This is a genomic window from Cryobacterium sp. TMT2-4, from assembly GCF_004402575.1.
Lineage (GTDB): Bacteria > Actinomycetota > Actinomycetes > Actinomycetales > Microbacteriaceae > Cryobacterium > Cryobacterium sandaracinum.
This window is the reverse complement of record NZ_SOGE01000041.1, coordinates 1-13,850: the sequence shown is the minus strand read 5'-3', so window position 1 is coordinate 13,850 and position 13,850 is coordinate 1. Positions and strand designations below refer to the sequence as shown.

General features: G+C 63.4%; 16 protein-coding genes, 1 pseudogene and 1 riboswitch. Of the genes and pseudogenes, 9 read left to right on the top strand and 8 right to left on the bottom strand.

Annotation, left to right across the window (positions count from 1 at the left end):
- Positions 1 to 74 precede the first annotated feature (74 nt).
- Positions 75 to 869 (bottom strand): alpha/beta fold hydrolase, encoded by a 795-nt coding sequence (locus E3O54_RS14795; RefSeq protein WP_241976925.1) that lies wholly within the window; start codon positions 867 to 869, stop codon positions 75 to 77.
- A 269-nt stretch (positions 870 to 1,138) separates the two neighbouring features.
- Between E3O54_RS14795 and E3O54_RS14790 the strand changes: the two genes are divergently transcribed.
- Together E3O54_RS14790 and E3O54_RS14785 are read left to right on the top strand one after the other, a co-directional pair.
- The gene (locus tag E3O54_RS14790; protein WP_134401924.1) at positions 1,139 to 2,353 is read left to right on the top strand and encodes an MFS transporter; all 1,215 of its coding nucleotides are present in this window, start codon (positions 1,139 to 1,141) and stop codon (positions 2,351 to 2,353) included.
- Between the two features lie 91 nt (positions 2,354 to 2,444).
- On the top strand, positions 2,445 to 2,873 hold the full coding sequence (locus tag E3O54_RS14785) for a GNAT family N-acetyltransferase (protein WP_134401923.1): 429 nt from the start codon (positions 2,445 to 2,447) through the stop codon (positions 2,871 to 2,873).
- 69 nt (positions 2,874 to 2,942) lie between these two features.
- Here E3O54_RS14785 and E3O54_RS14780 read toward each other — a convergent pair whose 3' ends face one another.
- Both E3O54_RS14780 and E3O54_RS14775 read right to left on the bottom strand, forming a co-directional pair.
- Complete coding sequence (locus E3O54_RS14780) at positions 2,943 to 3,692, bottom strand: CPBP family intramembrane glutamic endopeptidase (RefSeq protein ID WP_134401922.1); 750 nt, start codon at positions 3,690 to 3,692, stop codon at positions 2,943 to 2,945.
- Positions 3,693 to 3,787: 95 nt separating this feature from the next.
- The gene (locus tag E3O54_RS14775) at positions 3,788 to 4,366 is read right to left on the bottom strand and encodes a hypothetical protein (RefSeq protein ID WP_134401921.1); all 579 of its coding nucleotides are present in this window, start codon (positions 4,364 to 4,366) and stop codon (positions 3,788 to 3,790) included.
- 65 nt (positions 4,367 to 4,431) lie between these two features.
- Here E3O54_RS14775 and E3O54_RS14770 point away from each other — a divergent pair, with 65 nt between their 5' ends.
- Entirely contained in the window at positions 4,432 to 5,019 is a 588-nt protein-coding gene (locus E3O54_RS14770) for a TetR/AcrR family transcriptional regulator (RefSeq protein WP_134343064.1), read from the top strand.
- A gap of 129 nt (positions 5,020 to 5,148) precedes the next feature.
- On the opposite strand, the gene E3O54_RS14765 is transcribed toward E3O54_RS14770, so the two are convergent.
- The 3 genes from E3O54_RS14765 to E3O54_RS14755 form a co-directional block, all read right to left on the bottom strand.
- Positions 5,149 to 5,988 (bottom strand): hypothetical protein, encoded by an 840-nt coding sequence (locus E3O54_RS14765; RefSeq protein ID WP_134401920.1) that lies wholly within the window; start codon positions 5,986 to 5,988, stop codon positions 5,149 to 5,151.
- Between the two features lie 166 nt (positions 5,989 to 6,154).
- Positions 6,155 to 6,445 carry a hypothetical protein gene (locus E3O54_RS14760; RefSeq protein WP_134401919.1) on the bottom strand — a complete coding sequence of 97 codons (291 nt, stop codon included), beginning with the start codon at positions 6,443 to 6,445 and terminating at the stop codon, positions 6,155 to 6,157.
- A 205-nt stretch (positions 6,446 to 6,650) separates the two neighbouring features.
- Positions 6,651 to 6,935, bottom strand: a complete 285-nt coding sequence (locus tag E3O54_RS14755; RefSeq protein ID WP_134401918.1) for a hypothetical protein — start codon at positions 6,933 to 6,935, stop codon at positions 6,651 to 6,653.
- A 281-nt stretch (positions 6,936 to 7,216) separates the two neighbouring features.
- Positions 7,217 to 7,310: riboswitch (TPP riboswitch) on the top strand.
- Here E3O54_RS14755 and thiM point away from each other — a divergent pair.
- From thiM to E3O54_RS14740, 3 genes are all read left to right on the top strand, one after another.
- Positions 7,304 to 8,110, top strand: coding sequence for a hydroxyethylthiazole kinase (thiM, locus tag E3O54_RS14750; protein ID WP_134401917.1), 807 nt, complete (start codon positions 7,304 to 7,306; stop codon positions 8,108 to 8,110). Its footprint overlaps the riboswitch before it by 7 nt.
- Positions 8,107 to 8,760: a thiamine phosphate synthase gene (thiE, locus tag E3O54_RS14745; RefSeq protein WP_166785359.1), complete on the top strand. Its 654-nt coding sequence runs from the start codon at positions 8,107 to 8,109 to the stop codon at positions 8,758 to 8,760. Before thiM ends, thiE begins: the two co-directional genes overlap by 4 nt.
- The gene (locus E3O54_RS14740) at positions 8,757 to 10,262 is read left to right on the top strand and encodes a bifunctional hydroxymethylpyrimidine kinase/phosphomethylpyrimidine kinase (RefSeq protein ID WP_134343060.1); all 1,506 of its coding nucleotides are present in this window, start codon (positions 8,757 to 8,759) and stop codon (positions 10,260 to 10,262) included. The genes thiE and E3O54_RS14740 overlap by 4 nt, the downstream gene beginning before the upstream one ends.
- 74 nt (positions 10,263 to 10,336) lie before the next feature.
- On the opposite strand, the pseudogene E3O54_RS14735 reads toward E3O54_RS14740, so the two are convergent.
- A pseudogene (locus E3O54_RS14735) lies at positions 10,337 to 10,501 on the bottom strand (recombinase family protein); the annotation flags it as partial.
- A gap of 834 nt (positions 10,502 to 11,335) precedes the next feature.
- Positions 11,336 to 12,580 carry an IS256 family transposase gene (locus tag E3O54_RS14730; protein WP_134401916.1) on the bottom strand — a complete coding sequence of 415 codons (1,245 nt, stop codon included), beginning with the start codon at positions 12,578 to 12,580 and terminating at the stop codon, positions 11,336 to 11,338.
- A gap of 257 nt (positions 12,581 to 12,837) precedes the next feature.
- On the opposite strand from E3O54_RS14730, the gene E3O54_RS14720 reads away from it, so the two are divergent.
- From E3O54_RS14720 to E3O54_RS14715, 3 genes are read left to right on the top strand one after another with little or no spacing between them, the layout of a single operon-like run.
- Positions 12,838 to 13,053: a DUF2945 domain-containing protein gene (locus E3O54_RS14720; RefSeq protein ID WP_134401915.1), complete on the top strand. Its 216-nt coding sequence runs from the start codon at positions 12,838 to 12,840 to the stop codon at positions 13,051 to 13,053.
- A 49-nt stretch (positions 13,054 to 13,102) separates the two neighbouring features.
- A complete protein-coding gene (locus E3O54_RS17200) occupies positions 13,103 to 13,237 on the top strand; it encodes a hypothetical protein (protein ID WP_255570364.1) in 135 nt (44 codons plus the stop codon).
- Positions 13,216 to 13,563 (top strand): DDE-type integrase/transposase/recombinase, encoded by a 348-nt coding sequence (locus tag E3O54_RS14715; RefSeq protein ID WP_166805266.1) that lies wholly within the window; start codon positions 13,216 to 13,218, stop codon positions 13,561 to 13,563. Before E3O54_RS17200 ends, E3O54_RS14715 begins: the two co-directional genes overlap by 22 nt.
- Positions 13,564 to 13,850 lie beyond the last annotated feature (287 nt).

Here is a 13,850-nt window from a genome sequence, read left to right as displayed (position 1 = left end):
GACTTGATCGGTCTTTCCAAGAATCACGCGGTGGCCGCCTTACATCGGTGCAACACGCCCATCAGGGCCGGGGGTTACACCACGCTATTGGACGCAACCGAGGCCGCCGGCTGTTCGACCCACGGGTAGTGCCCGCTCCCTTCGATGACCACGCATTCACCTGTGGGAAAGAGGCGTGCCAGTGCGGTCACCGGCGCTAATCCGGTGAGGCAGTCCTCGGCTCCGGCAATCACCAACACAGGGGCCAACACCTGCCCCAGCCGCACCGTGAGGTCGCGAGGTGGGGCAACACTGAAATACGCCTTCGTGGCGGGCAGGCTCCAACGCCCGACGGTCGCATGGGATCGCTCTGTTGCGCCCCAGGTTGAGTATCCGGCCGGCGCCGACTCCTGTTGCCAGGCGTTGAACCCGACATCGTCAACCGTCTGGGGCCCCGCTTCCAAAGCTGCGAAAGCGGCTTCGAAAACCAAATCTCCGCGCCGCTTCTCGCTCAGCGTATGGGCATCGGATGGCTCATCGACGAGATAAGCCGCCGGAGGAGTGATCAGCACTAACCTGGCAACGCGGAGCGCGAACTGCGCCGCGTAGGCAATGGCCAATCTCGTTCCCGCCGAGTGAGCCACCAGGACGACGCGATCGAGGCCGAGATGGACACGCAGGTGCTCGATGTCGTCGGCTTGAGACCAGAACGACCCCAGCTCTTCTTGGTCCGGCGCGGCCGTGCGTCCGACACCTCGCAGATGGGGCACGATGAGCCGGTGCCGATCGCTGAGCCCGGCCAGATCACCAAGGTAGCTGGGGTGGCGGGCCGCTCCTCCGGCAAGGAGAATAACCGGGCATTCGTCGCCGTCACTGCCCTTGCGGCGCACGTCATCGTAGTGAAGTGCTGACCCGTCGGAGCTTTCGCAGCTTGGCATCACTCGACGGTACACGGCACACATAAGGGAACGGTTTGCGCGGCATCTCCGGTCGCCAGCCGGGTCGGTCAGTGTCGGTGGGTGGACGTCGGTCTGGCCACCCGTCCGCTATCGTTGCGGCATGCTTCCTATCTGTGATTGAAGACCGGGCTGACTTCTTCAGCTAGCAGGTCCTCATTCACTGCGCGCAAAAGCCGCGCCATTTATCTCGGAGCTTAACCATGCCCGCAACGACTCTGTCCGCGACCTACGCGGATGTTCTCAGACTCAAACACGTCCCCTTTGTTTTCTCGAGTGCCCTGACCGGACGCTTCGCTTATCCTCTCGTCGGTCTGCCTCTCCTCTTCGCAGTTGAACAAGTGACCCAGTCCTTCTCCGCCGCCGGTATAGCGGTCGGCGCATACGGGGCTGGTGCCGGTTTCCTCGCACCAGCCAGAGCCCGCCTCATCGATCGATTCGGACGCCGCCTTGTCCTCCTCCTGCTCAGCAGCGTTTTCGGGTTGAGCTTGGTCGCTCTCGCACTGCTCACGAGCTCGGGCGCACCAGTTTGGTTATGCGTGACGGTGGCCGGCCTCCTCGGCGCGTTCGCTCCACCGTTGGGCCCGACAATGCGGGTCGCCTGGGCGTCGTTGACCCCGACTCCAGTTCTCCTGAAAAAGGCTTTGAGTCTGGACGCAGTCCTCGAGGAGTTGCTCTACCTTGTCGGCCCCGCCTTGTCCGGCCTGCTCTTGGTCATCATCGAGCCGAGTACCGCCCTACTCATCCCTGCCGCACTGATCCTGGTCGGGACAACACTGATGATGTCTTCCCCCACGATGGCCGCGACCCCGGTCGACGCGTCACGCAGGGACGCAGCCAGCGCTGCGCCCCTGCTCACAGAACCGCGATTCATCGCGCTGCTCCTGCCGGTGCTGGCAGCCGGCCTTGTGGTCGGCACCGTCTACGTTGCGGTCCCGGCCATGATTGCTACCCTCGGTAATGCCGCAGCGGTGGGGGTTGTCCTCGCCCTGTTCGCGGCCGGCAGCGCCGTTGGAGGCCTTGCCTATGGCGCTCTTCAGATCACGGTGTCCTCGCAGCGCCAACTCGTGATCCTGGCGATATTGTTCATCATGGCCTCTGCCGGTGCTGGCCTCGCAACGTCGACGATCTCCCTGGGACTGGTCATTTCGGCCGCTGGACTCTTCCTTTCCCCGGTCATGATCGTGGCGTATTTTGCAGCCAACGATTTTGGTGGGACGACCCGACAGACCGAGTCAACAACGTGGGTGAACACCGCTCACAACGTCGGTGCTGCGGCCGGGAGCGCGCTCAGCGGCTTCCTCGTCGAGAGCTGGAACGTGAGTTCAACTTTCCTCACCACAGCTGCGGCAGCCGCCGTCTTCGTCGCTCTCAGCGCCGGCATCTCCGCGAGACTCTGGCGACGACCCTCCGCCTAATTGAATGATTGCAGGAACGACGGGCGGGCATACTCCTTGCATTACGGCGATTGGTCGGGCGCAGTCCGCCCAAGACCGATTAGATGGGCGGATGGATTCGAACTATAGGTTCTCAGCCGACGTTGCCGATATAGACCGTGACCAAGTGCACCGCTGGATCAGCGAACAGTCCTATTGGGCGCCAGGGAGGTCACGTGCCCGGCACGATGCAGCCATAGACGGCTCACGAAACTTCGGCGTCTACGACACCGAATCGAACAAGCAAGTCGCCTACGCGCGGGTCATCACGGATGGAGTGACTTTTGCATGGCTTTGCGATGTGTTCGTCGACCCCCAGGTTCGAGGCCGCGGCATTGGCGCTGTCCTCATCAAGGGAGTCTTGGAAGAGTTCGCGCCGCTTGGTCTGCGGCGCATCGCTCTCTCGACCAACGATGCGCACGGGTTGTATTCCAAATCAGGGTTCACCGCTTTGGGTATCCCCGAGACATGGATGGAACGAATCGGCAACCCAAGCGCTTAGTCATCAGCAGGCTTCGGGTCAAGAACACACCTATTCCCGCCTTTCAGGTTGGGTGTCAGAAGGGAACGCTCAGTGCGTCATTTCGGGTACCCGGTTAGACGTTGCTTCGCCAGCTCGTGGCATGATGCCGAAGGAGCCCTGGACGATGATGACGGCCGCAATCTCGACAAGAAGCCCGTTGCCTTGTCGGTCTCCTCCAAGGTGCATGATCGCGAAAGCAAACGATGCCAGAACGACGCCGCCCCAGCGTCCGAGGAGCGCTTCCGCCCGTGTCTGCAACCAGTACCGGTAAAACAGTTCCTCGCCCACGCCAGCGGTAAGCGCGGTCAGCGTTGCGCCAACGATTAGGTAGCCCAGGTCCACGCCTTGAAAAGTAGGGACCGCTATCCAGGGGCTCGCTTGCGAGAGGATTGTCCAGACCACAATGACAACAATCGGCGCCCACCACTGCCAGGCCATGCGGGGGCGGGCAATCTTGATATTGCGGCAAGATCTCCACACCAATGCTGCGGGTATCCCGTCCAGAATGACTACTTTGGCTGGAAAGTACTCGGCCGAGTCGTCAATTTCCGTGATGCCAATGACCAGGGGAAAGAGGACCGCGCATACCAGGAGCGCCATGCCGCTGCGTCGAATCGCACGGGCATTAGAAACCGTAGGTTCGAGCGCTGGAGCGCTCCACGGCAGTGCACGTGTCAGGGAAATTGCGACCAAGGGAGGCACGAGCACGACCCACAGAGGGGTGATCGGTGACCCGGGATCCGAGGATTGACGAATCCCGTCGGTTGAGAGAGTCAGTAAAACGATCAGTGCAAGCACGCCCAGCGCCCCGGCTGACCAGATGAGGACTCGACCGAGCTTGGTGACAGTCAGTCGATCGCTCCCCGGAGGCGCTGTCGGCAGAGTCACGGCTTCTACTGCTGCCCGGATGTGGCGTTCGCGTGCACGTCGACCAATGGGCTCAATGTCGGTCGCTTCTTCGGCCAGAGGTTATACCCGAGGGCCCACAACACTTCGATCGCAACGACCAGGAGGAAAATGCTGTTGAGGTCGTTGAGCGCGCTGGTTCTGGTCTCGTTATCGACGACCACGGTCAACAGCCAAATGGTCCCCAGAGCCACGGCCACAGCCAACGCTGTGCGCGCGACGTCTTTCCAACACTCGACCGCATAACCCCGCCCGTAGAGCTTGATCGGCTGCGGCCCATTCGCGAACCGATAGGCGAAATGGCGGTCGGCCCACGCGATCATCTTGTGCCCGTGAGCCACGGAGAAGCCGAGGTAGATCGCAGCGATCCCGTGGAAGACCGTCGCCGTCGCGCCCGATGTCAGATCCATCGCCGTGACCACGAGCAAGATGACGTCGACCACCGGCGTCATCGCCAGCAAGGTCAGTCCGGTCCTTTTCAGACGCAGCATATATCGGGCGACGAGACCCAATGCGATCAAAACCCAGAAGCTAATTTCGGAGGCGACGATGATGGCAATGATCATAAATCCCCCAGTCGATGCGTCTAGGCCCTGAAAACAAACTAGCACGCCCGTGCTAATATCAATTTATGGCGAGAACGATCGACCGGGACGCACGCAAGGTACAGCTCGCTCAAGCGGTGTGGCAGATCATCCTCGACCAAGGAATCAGCGCGGTATCGGTGCGCACCGTTGCCGAGCAGGCTGGCGTGGTGGTCGGCTCCCTGCGTCATGTTTTCCCCACCCGCGCTGAACTCCTGCAGTTCTCCGCCGAGCTCATGGTGCAGCGCGCCACCGACCGCGTTCTCGCTATTCGTGAAGGCTCGAACCCAGCGGAGTACGCGCTGGAGGTCCTGAAAAACTTCTTGCCTCTTACCGCTGATAGTCGCGCGGAACTCGAGGTCAATATCGCGCTGATTGCGGAAAGCCCTGCGTTGCCGCAACTTGTTTCCATCAGAAATCGCGCTTACGAAGAACTGGGGAACGGCTGCCTCCGACTGGCCGAAAAGTTGGCCTGCAGGCCCAGCGGCCCTGAACTGGTAGAACGAGCGCGCCATTTGCACGCCGTTCTCGATGGCCTTGCCATTCACCTACTCATGGAACCACCCGGAAACGACAGCACCTGGGCAACCGTCATCCTCGAGAAAGAGCTTGCACGCATCATCAGAAACCGCTGACCAGCACCTAATGCGGAGTCACCTGCGATCGGTGCATGCGGCCGGGCAATCCACGGATCCGTGCGGAGTTCCGCAAGAGGACCGTCTTACGGGCAAGAGCTTATGGTCTCGGCGTGGCTGACTCTCACGTCAGTGCGGCGATCGCAATTGGTCAGGGTCAGTGAGTGCCGTCTCGGGCGTGCAGCCTAATTCACCTGGCTGCAGCGTCACCGGGGGTGGGTAGACGTCGTCGACCGTCCCGTTCTCGCTCTTGATCAGGACGCAATCTTCGGCGGAACCGAACGCGACGCCGACCCGATCTCCAGCGCTGCTCACCTGGACGACGACCCGCGGCGGAGCGACGACCTCGAACTCGCCGGTCGGAGTGGTGAGTTGCGCGGAAATCGCGCCGATGATCGCGTCTACCGTCGCCGGCGAACCAGTCTGCACTCGCGCGAGAAGCACCGCCGATGCCACCTCGCGCGCGGTGTCCGACACGACAGGGACGATGCTGTCGTCGACGCGAGGCGTCACGATGGCGGCATCCGGTGGGCACCCGATCGGGTCGATGCCGTCAGACGATTCCCATGTGCCGACCTTGCCGTAGTAGTCGAACTCGATTCGGAAGCAAAAGGGGCCAGGCGCGCCCGTGGACGCGTTCTTGAGCCCTGGCACGAAAACCCGGAAGTCGAGGCTGCCGAACGGTTCGCTTAGGTCGGTCGACTGCCGGGTGTCGACGCCGACCAGCTCGATGTCCGCGCTGTCGCTAATGGCTTGAGCGACTGCAGCGCGCGCCCAGCCGTCGATGTCGTCGGGTCTCTCCCCGCCGATATCGCGCGCGAGGTCGGCCGCCCGCACTTGCGCGACGACCTCCGGGGTGGCGTCGTCCGTGGAGGCTGACCCGGTCGTCAACGATGTCGGCTGTGAGCATCCGGTTAGGGTTAGCGCGCTGACCGCCATGAGGCCAACGAGGCGGGGAGTTGCCGTCATGAGAAAGGATGGCCTCAAGCCGGGCAATCGTGGTCGCGTGCGGTGCCCATACGACGACGCGCCTAGGTCGCGAAGAACCATGAGGGTGACTCCAATTTGCGACGCCATAACGTGGAGCCTATTCCTCGACACACCTGAAACCGCGTCGTGGCTGTATGTCTGGCAGCTAGGGTAGGCCGCTGCAGGCCGACGTTGCGCTGATGGAGACGCCCTCGCTGGTGCCGCGGATGCGTAGTTGCAGACTATCGCCTGTGTAAATGTCGGTGCCTAATGCTCGATCGCTTCGGACGAAACCTTGTGCCTCCCATGCTTTCGCGATCTCGGTGAATATTTCTTCCTGGCTGAGGCTCTGCCCACTGACGGGAAGAAGCACCGAACCCGTCACCTTCATCGGATGCTGCCAGATTGCCCTGGCAGCCGAGTGACTGTCCCACATGTTCAACGTGAACGTCACCACAGCGGATGCACTTAGCTGTTTCTCTCTTGCGATCTCCGCGCGTCGAAACCTATGGGATACAAGACACTGACACCTGCTCCGGAGCGACGCGGGCATATAGCTAAATGCGCCAAATAGCGATCACAGAACGCCGCCACAGCGCGCTAAAGTCACAAACAAGATCGCCCGAGGCAACGTCGAGCGGGCGCGGATCAACGCAGCGACGTCACCACACACGCCGCCAATACCCGGCAAGGTCGTCGCCGAACTCATGTATGGCTTCTTGACCTACCTCTTCGTGGACGCTCACGAGAAAACCATCTGGGTTCCTCATCTCCACAAAGTCTTCCCACCAGGTACCGACAGAAACCCGCTTAATGACGCATTGGCCGCGCTGCGAGATCTCCGAAACAGAGTGGCTCACCACGAGAACATCCTCAACGGTTCTGAGAGCGAACGGCGCCGAATTGTTTACGTCATCCGGTTGCTCTCTGCTGACGCGCTTGCTCACTTCAAAGCCAACAGCGATGTAGCCACGATCCTGGCTGGCCGACCGTAGGGAAGCTTCTGAGACCAGGGTGCGGCGTCCTGACTCGTCCCCGGGCAGCATCAGTCATCTAATTCTCGGTGTCTCGCAACTAACGATGAATCCGCCGCCCATGGAATACGAGACGCTCGGCCAGCTCTTGGTGCGCTCGCGCAATGGCCTCGTTCCGTCGGCCAGTTGCCAAGATATTGGCCGCGTCCAACCATGAATTAGAACGAAGGCGCTGCGATACGCTGGTTCATAAGCCAAGTGACACGGGGTGCTCCACCTGGAGCTGAGATAACACCCGTTGAACCTGATCTAGTTAGTACTAGCGAAGGGATGTCGCGCAAATGCGCACGCCAGAAGAACTTATTTCATTCACCTGTTCAGCGCTTGACGAGGTGCGGTCCCGCCCGCCCCTCGTGCAGTGCCTCACCAATAGCGTCGTGGTGAACTTCACCGCTAACGTGCTGCTGTCGCTCGGTGCGGCGCCCGCGATGGTCGACATTCCGGGCGAGGCGGGCGCGTTCGCGCGGATCGCATCTGGGCTGCTCGTCAATCTCGGCACGCCCACCGCCGAACAACGCGACGCGATGGTCGAGGCCGTCACAGCCGCGAACGATGCTGGAACACCGTGGGTGCTCGACCCCGTTGCCGTCGGTTTCCTGCCGGTGCGCACGCCGCTGGCCTTCGCCCTTCGCGACCTGGGACCCACGGTGGTGCGCGGAAACGCGTCGGAGATAATCGCGTTGGCGGGCGCCGGATCCGGCGGCCGCGGGGTGGATTCATCCGACGAGGTGGATGCCGCCCTGGCCGCGGCGCACGCGCTGGCCGGGATGACCGGTGGGGTGATCGCCGTCTCCGGGCCGGTCGACATCATCACGGATGGCCGTGAGTTGGTGCACATCGACAACGGGCATCCGTTGCTCACCCGCGTCACCGGCGGGGGCTGCGCCCTCGGCGCGGTCATGGCCGCGTTCGCCACGGTCGACGCCGACAGGTTCTTCACCACGGTGGCCGCGGCCACGGTGTACACCGTCGCGGCCGAGCTCGCGGCAGAGTCCGCCGCCGGTCCGGGCAGCTTCGCTGTCGCCTTTGTGGACGCCCTAGCCACCGTCAACGCGCAGGACATCGCACGCCGGGCGGTGCTCCGATGATCCTCGACCTGTCGCTGTACCTGGTGACAGACTCGGGGCAGGCCGCGGCGGCCGGGCGCAGCATCGTGGACGTGGTGCGGCACGCCGTTGCCGGAGGCGTGAGCGCCGTGCAGGTGCGTGAGAAGGAGACCGCCGGGCGGGAGTTCCTCGACACCGTGCTGCGCATCGCGGATGTGCTGCCCGACACCGTGGCGCTGATCGTGAACGACAGGGTCGACGTGTTCCTGGCCGCCCGTGCCGCCGGGCGCCGGCTGATCGGGGTGCACGTCGGGCAATCCGACCTGCCCGTCGGCGCGGTGCGCGACCTCATCGGGGGTGACGCGGTGATCGGGCTCAGCGCATCGACGGATGCCCAGCTGCGCCGCGCGGCCGAGGATCCTGCCCTGATCGACTACGTCGGCATTGGCGCACTGCACGCCACACGCACCAAGAGTGACGCGCCCCCTGCCCTGGGGCTGGCCGAGTTCGCACGCCTGGTCGGGGTCAGCACGCTGCCGAGCGTGGCCATCGGCGGGGTCGGCCTGCGCGACCTGGCCGCCCTCCGTGAGTGCGGAGCGGCGGGCGTCGCCGTGGTGTCGGCGATTTGTGCGGCACCGCATCCGGAGCAGGCGGCCCGCGAGTTGCGAGCCGCGTGGGGCGTGACGGCATGACCGGCGCATCCCCCCGCATTGCCCGCGTGCTGAGCATTGCTGGTACCGACCCGACCGGCGGAGCGGGCATTCAGGCCGACCTCAAAAGCATTGCGGCGAACGGGGGCTACGGTATGGCCGTGGTGACCGCACTGGTCGCGCAGAACACCCACGGTGTGCGCTCGGTGCACGTGCCGCCGGTCTCCTTCCTGCGCGAGCAGCTGCACGCCGTGAGCGACGACGTCGACATCGATGCCGTCAAGATCGGGATGCTGGCCGACGTGAACGTCACCCGCACCGTGAGCGGGTGGCTCGGCCAAGTGAAGCCTGGGCTCGTAGTGCTCGACCCGGTGATGATCGCCACTAGCGGCGACCGCCTGCTAACCGAGGATGCTGAGGAGGCTCTGCGCGACCTGCTGAGCGTCGTGCACCTAGTGACGCCCAACATCCCGGAGCTGGCCATCCTTGTCGGTTCTCCCGTGGCGACGAGCTGGTCGGCGGTGCTGCGCCAGGCGCAGCACGTCGCCGAGACGTACGGGGTCCTCGTGCTGGCCAAGGGCGGACACCTCGCCGGTGACCTCGTACCAGACGCCCTCGTCGGCGCCCACACCGTGCGGGAGTTTCCCGGGCTGCGGATCGACACCCCGAACACCCACGGAACCGGGTGTTCTTTCTCCTCCGCTGTCGCGACCCGGGTAGCGGCTCGGGCCGGCACGGTAGGGCCGAGCCTGGCAGATTGGGGGGACGCGGTAGCCGAGGCGAAACTATGGTTGAGCGAGAGCATCGCCCACTCTGGCGACCTGCAGGTTGGCTCTGGCCACGGACCGATCCAGCATTTTGCCGGCCTGTGGCAGCGCGGCGGCCTGCACACCAGCCCCAGCCCGGCCCAGGTCGCCGAGGAATGGTGGCACGACATCCGTGACATCCGCACCGACACCGACGAGCTGCCGTTTATCCGAGCGCTCGGGGACGGATCCCTGAACCGGGACGCCTTCATCTGGTACCTCGCCCAGGATGCCCTGTACCTGCGCGACTACGCCCGGATGCTGGCCGTCGCGAGCCGGCTCGCCCCGACCGCCACCGAGCAGGCGTTCTGGGCGGCCAGCGCGCACGGCGCGATTGCCGCCGAACTCGACCTGCACTCCAGCTGGATCGCCGAGGAGACCCTGACCGGCGTGCAGCCCAGCGATACGACAACGGCCTACCTCAACCACCTGTCGACCGCTGGCGCGAGCGGCGACTACGGCGTCCTCGCCGCGGCGCTGCTGCCGTGCTTCTGGATGTACCAGGATGTCGGCACGCGGCTGTATCCGCTCTCGCACGACGCGCATCCGTACCGCAGCTGGCTGGACACCTACGCGGATGAGGAGTTCGCCGCTTCCACCGCACGTGCGATCAAGTTTGTTACCGCCGCCGCCGCAGCAGCGGCTGAACCGGCCCGGCGCCGCATGGCTCAGGCGTTCCGCGCCTCGGCCGCGCACGAGCGAGAATTCTTCGCCGCGCCCCTGACCAACCCCCGGTAGGAGTGCAGGTTCCTCCGTTCGCCCCGTTACTTTCTTCGTATCCCTTGATCGTGTAGTTATGTGAGGGTGTTGGGCTCGAGCAGCTTCTTCATCCCCGGCCGCTCAATCGCGGTCTTACTCCCAGACGTGACATCGGCGAACACATCTCGCTTCTGCACCCCGGCGGCGATAAGCGCATCCAGCTGGAGTTGAGCGTCCTGGCTCGAAGTGTTGATGCGGGTGTAGCGGAGCAATCTCATACGCCCCACTCTGCCTCGAAAAACCCCAACCAGAACGGTGAGATATGAATTGTGATGAGATGACTTTCTGAGACGTTCAGGCACCCCGAGATTTAACGGGAAGTGACGAGCAAGATCCAGGCTCGCTTGGTGTCTTGGAAAACTGTACTTTTCTGAGACTTCCCGTGGCACACGTCTGGCCTCGGTACTGCGGAGCGTCGCGCAAGGTCGGGCCCAGCGAGCAGACAGGCGGGAGGCGAAGTGCTGGCGGCTCGGCGCCGAGATCCCTGCAGGGATCTCGGGGGGAGGTAGTTGAGATACCTCCCCTTTCGATCACATGCCGGCGCAGTGCTCACATAGTGGCCAGTTGTTGGTGCCGGGCCGCTTGTTATAGGCGGGGATCTGCTGTCCGCTGGGGCAGTTGTCGTGAGTGTGGTGCACGTCGGGATCGGTTGCATTCGTGGAGTGGTATCAAAGTACGCGCATATCAGGCTCCTTTGCCTTCGTTTCGCCGCGAGGTTCGGCAATCTCAAGCGTAGAGAGAGGCGCAGACATCGGAACGACGAACGCCTGCACAGCTGTGCGTTCTGCGCTGTGCGTGTTTCAGACGCAAGCTTCAGTCCTCTATTTGGAGTGCCTAATCCAGCACGCTTCGTGTCAAAACGGTGACGAGAGGTGCGGCAGTGGATCTGTTCCGGTTACGGGCGGCCCACTGATAGTCCAGTCAACTCAACCCACAGCTCTCGGGGGTCGGCATCGTCTTGGATCGTTGGCAGGGGCGCCAAGGCGTCCTGCTCGGTCACGTCCCGCTGAGTGGTGGAATTTCTCAACACCATGCAGGTCAGTAGTTCTAGCTTAGGCGGCGGCGAGTTCGGGGAGTATCACCGCCTCGTCGAGGACCTCGATGGGGTTGTTCATGGTGGCCAGCTCGAGCATTGATGCTTCGGAGAAGTAACGGCGTTCGCCGGCTTCCCACTCGTCATGCTGCTCGATCAACACCGACCCGGCCAGGCGCAACAGGGCTGCCGCGTTGGGGAACACGCCGACGACGTCGGTGCGGCGTTTGATCTCCTTGTTGACCCGTTCGAGCGGGTTCGTGGACCAGATCTGGCGCCAGTGCCGCCGCGGGAAGCCGGCGAACGCGAGGAGGTCGGGTTGCGCGTCGACGAGCATGGCAGCGACCTTCGGGTGCGAGCGGGAGAGCATCGTGGTCACCTCGCGGAACTGCTTCTCGATGTGCTCGCGGTCGGGCTGGGCGAAGATGGTGCGGATGATCGAGGCGACCATGTCCTGCGATCCCTTCGGGATCACGGCGAGGACGTTGCGCATGAAATGCACCCGGCAGCGCTGCCAGCCGGCGCCCTGGAACACGGTCCCGATGGCCTTCTTCAAGCCGGTGTGAGCGTCAGACATGACCAGCTTGACCCCGTCGAGGCCGCGAGTCTTCAACGACCGCAGGAAGCTGGTCCAGAAGCCCTCGTTCTCGCTGTCACCAACGTCGAAACCGAGGACTTCCCGGCGTCCGTCGGCCGCGACGCCGACCGCGACGACGATGGTCTGGGACACGATCCGGTGGCCGACGCGGGCCTTGCAGTAGGTTGCGTCGAGGAACACGTACGGGAAGTCTTGGGCGGCGAGGGTGCGGTCGCGAAACTCGGCCACCTCGGCGTCCAGGCCCGCGCAGATCCGGGACACTTCCGACTTCGAGATCCCCGTGTCAGCGCCGAGCGCTTTGACGAGGTCGTCGACCTTCCGGGTCGATACACCGTGAACGTAGGCCTCCATCACGACAGCGAACAACGCCTGGTCGACCCGGCGGCGACGCTCCAGGAGCGCGGGGAAGAACGACCCGGCGCGCAGCTTCGGGATCTTCAGATCGAGGTCCCCGGCCGTCGTCGTCAACGTCCGCGGCCGGGTGCCGTTGCGGTAAGTGGTGCGGTCGCCAGAGCGCTCGAACGGGGCGGCGCCGATGAACGCGGTCGCCTCCGCATCGATCAGTTCTTGATACAAGGTTTCGGTCGCGACGCGGATGCGGTCGGTGACATCGGTGAGTTTGAGTTCTCCCAGCAGGTCAAGCAGGGCAGACTGGTCTAGAGCCATCGTGTGGTGTCCTTTGTGAGTTCTTTGATCGGTACTCACTGACCATCCCACGGTGGCTCTTCACGTTGACGAAGCAACACTCAAGAGCGGGAAACCACACCACTCACGGGGACGTAACCGAGGGCCGTCACGAGCGCGTGGCAAATCAAGCGTGGAAAACGAATTACGCGGGCACGATCATTCCTTAGAACAGACAGGAACATGACACTCAGCCCACCCCTCTAGCCCACGTCCGTCTCCGTCCGTATGCTTCAAGGATGACAGACTTCAGCACAGGCGACCGGGTCAGTTGGGCGACGTCTCAGGGGCGAACTCAGGGGGAGGTAATCGAGAAGAAGACGAGCGATTTTGACTTCGCGGGCAAAACGTTCCACGCCTCGAAAGATGTCCCTGCATTTATCGTGAAATCTGAGAAAACGGATGCCGAAGCCGCGCATAAGGCCGGTGCCCTTCGCAAGCTGTCGCCACGTTAGGGGCAACTCAGCGCGCGACCGTGGCCAGCACCATGCGCCGCCTGGGTTGGTGAGCATCAGCCCCAAACGCTGGCGCACCACCACGGTCAGCCAAACCGAGGACGCCTATCCGGTCGACGCCGTCAAACGGCAGTGGGATACCGGGGCTCTGAACCAGGTCTGGTGGGCGATATCACCCACCTGAGGACCTGGGAAGGGTGGCTGTATTTAGCCATCGTGATCGACGCGCACTCGCGCCGCGTGATCGGCTGGGCCATCGCCGACCACATGCGAACCGACCTCATCCAGGACGCCCTGGTCATGGCCATGGCGCTCTGCGGTGAGCGGCCCGAGCAGGTGATCTTTCTTTCCGATTGCGGCACCAAATACGCGTCAGCGCAGATCACCGCGTTCGCTAAAGCGCACCGCATCACCCGGTCGATGGGCTATACCGGGGTCTGCTGGGATAACGCGATGGCGGAAAGTTTCTTCGCCACGCTCCAGACCGAGTTCTACCACCGACGCGTCTAGCCCAGCAACAACAGGGTATCCCGGGAAGTCGGCGCCTGGATCGAAGACCGCTACAACCGGCGCCGCCGGCACACATCCCTCGGCCAGATCAGCCCCGTCGACTTCGAACTGCAATACTCAAACCAGAACGCGGTCTTCGCTAAAGCCGCGTAACCCCGTGTCCACTAACCGTGGGCAAGGCCACAAGGCGCGGTCAAGTCCAAATGTGTGGTGTAACGCGTCTGCCGCGTGATTCTTGGATTTCTAGGCGCTGAGGGCGCCGAGTTCGGTTGCGGGTTCCTCCTTCT

Coding starts and splice junctions, on each gene's coding strand:
- E3O54_RS14790 (WP_134401924.1), top strand. CDS start 1,139: ATGCCCGCAACGACTCTGTCCGCGACCTACGCGGATGTTCTCAGACTC.
- E3O54_RS14785 (WP_134401923.1), top strand. CDS start 2,445: ATGGATTCGAACTATAGGTTCTCAGCCGACGTTGCCGATATAGACCGT.
- E3O54_RS14775 (WP_134401921.1), bottom strand. CDS start 4,366: ATGATCATTGCCATCATCGTCGCCTCCGAAATTAGCTTCTGGGTTTTG.
- E3O54_RS14770 (WP_134343064.1), top strand. CDS start 4,432: ATGGCGAGAACGATCGACCGGGACGCACGCAAGGTACAGCTCGCTCAA.
- E3O54_RS14765 (WP_134401920.1), bottom strand. CDS start 5,988: ATGACGGCAACTCCCCGCCTCGTTGGCCTCATGGCGGTCAGCGCGCTA.
- thiM (WP_134401917.1), top strand. CDS start 7,304: ATGCGCACGCCAGAAGAACTTATTTCATTCACCTGTTCAGCGCTTGAC.
- thiE (WP_166785359.1), top strand. CDS start 8,107: ATGATCCTCGACCTGTCGCTGTACCTGGTGACAGACTCGGGGCAGGCC.
- E3O54_RS14740 (WP_134343060.1), top strand. CDS start 8,757: ATGACCGGCGCATCCCCCCGCATTGCCCGCGTGCTGAGCATTGCTGGT.
- E3O54_RS14730 (WP_134401916.1), bottom strand. CDS start 12,580: ATGGCTCTAGACCAGTCTGCCCTGCTTGACCTGCTGGGAGAACTCAAA.
- E3O54_RS14720 (WP_134401915.1), top strand. CDS start 12,838: ATGACAGACTTCAGCACAGGCGACCGGGTCAGTTGGGCGACGTCTCAG.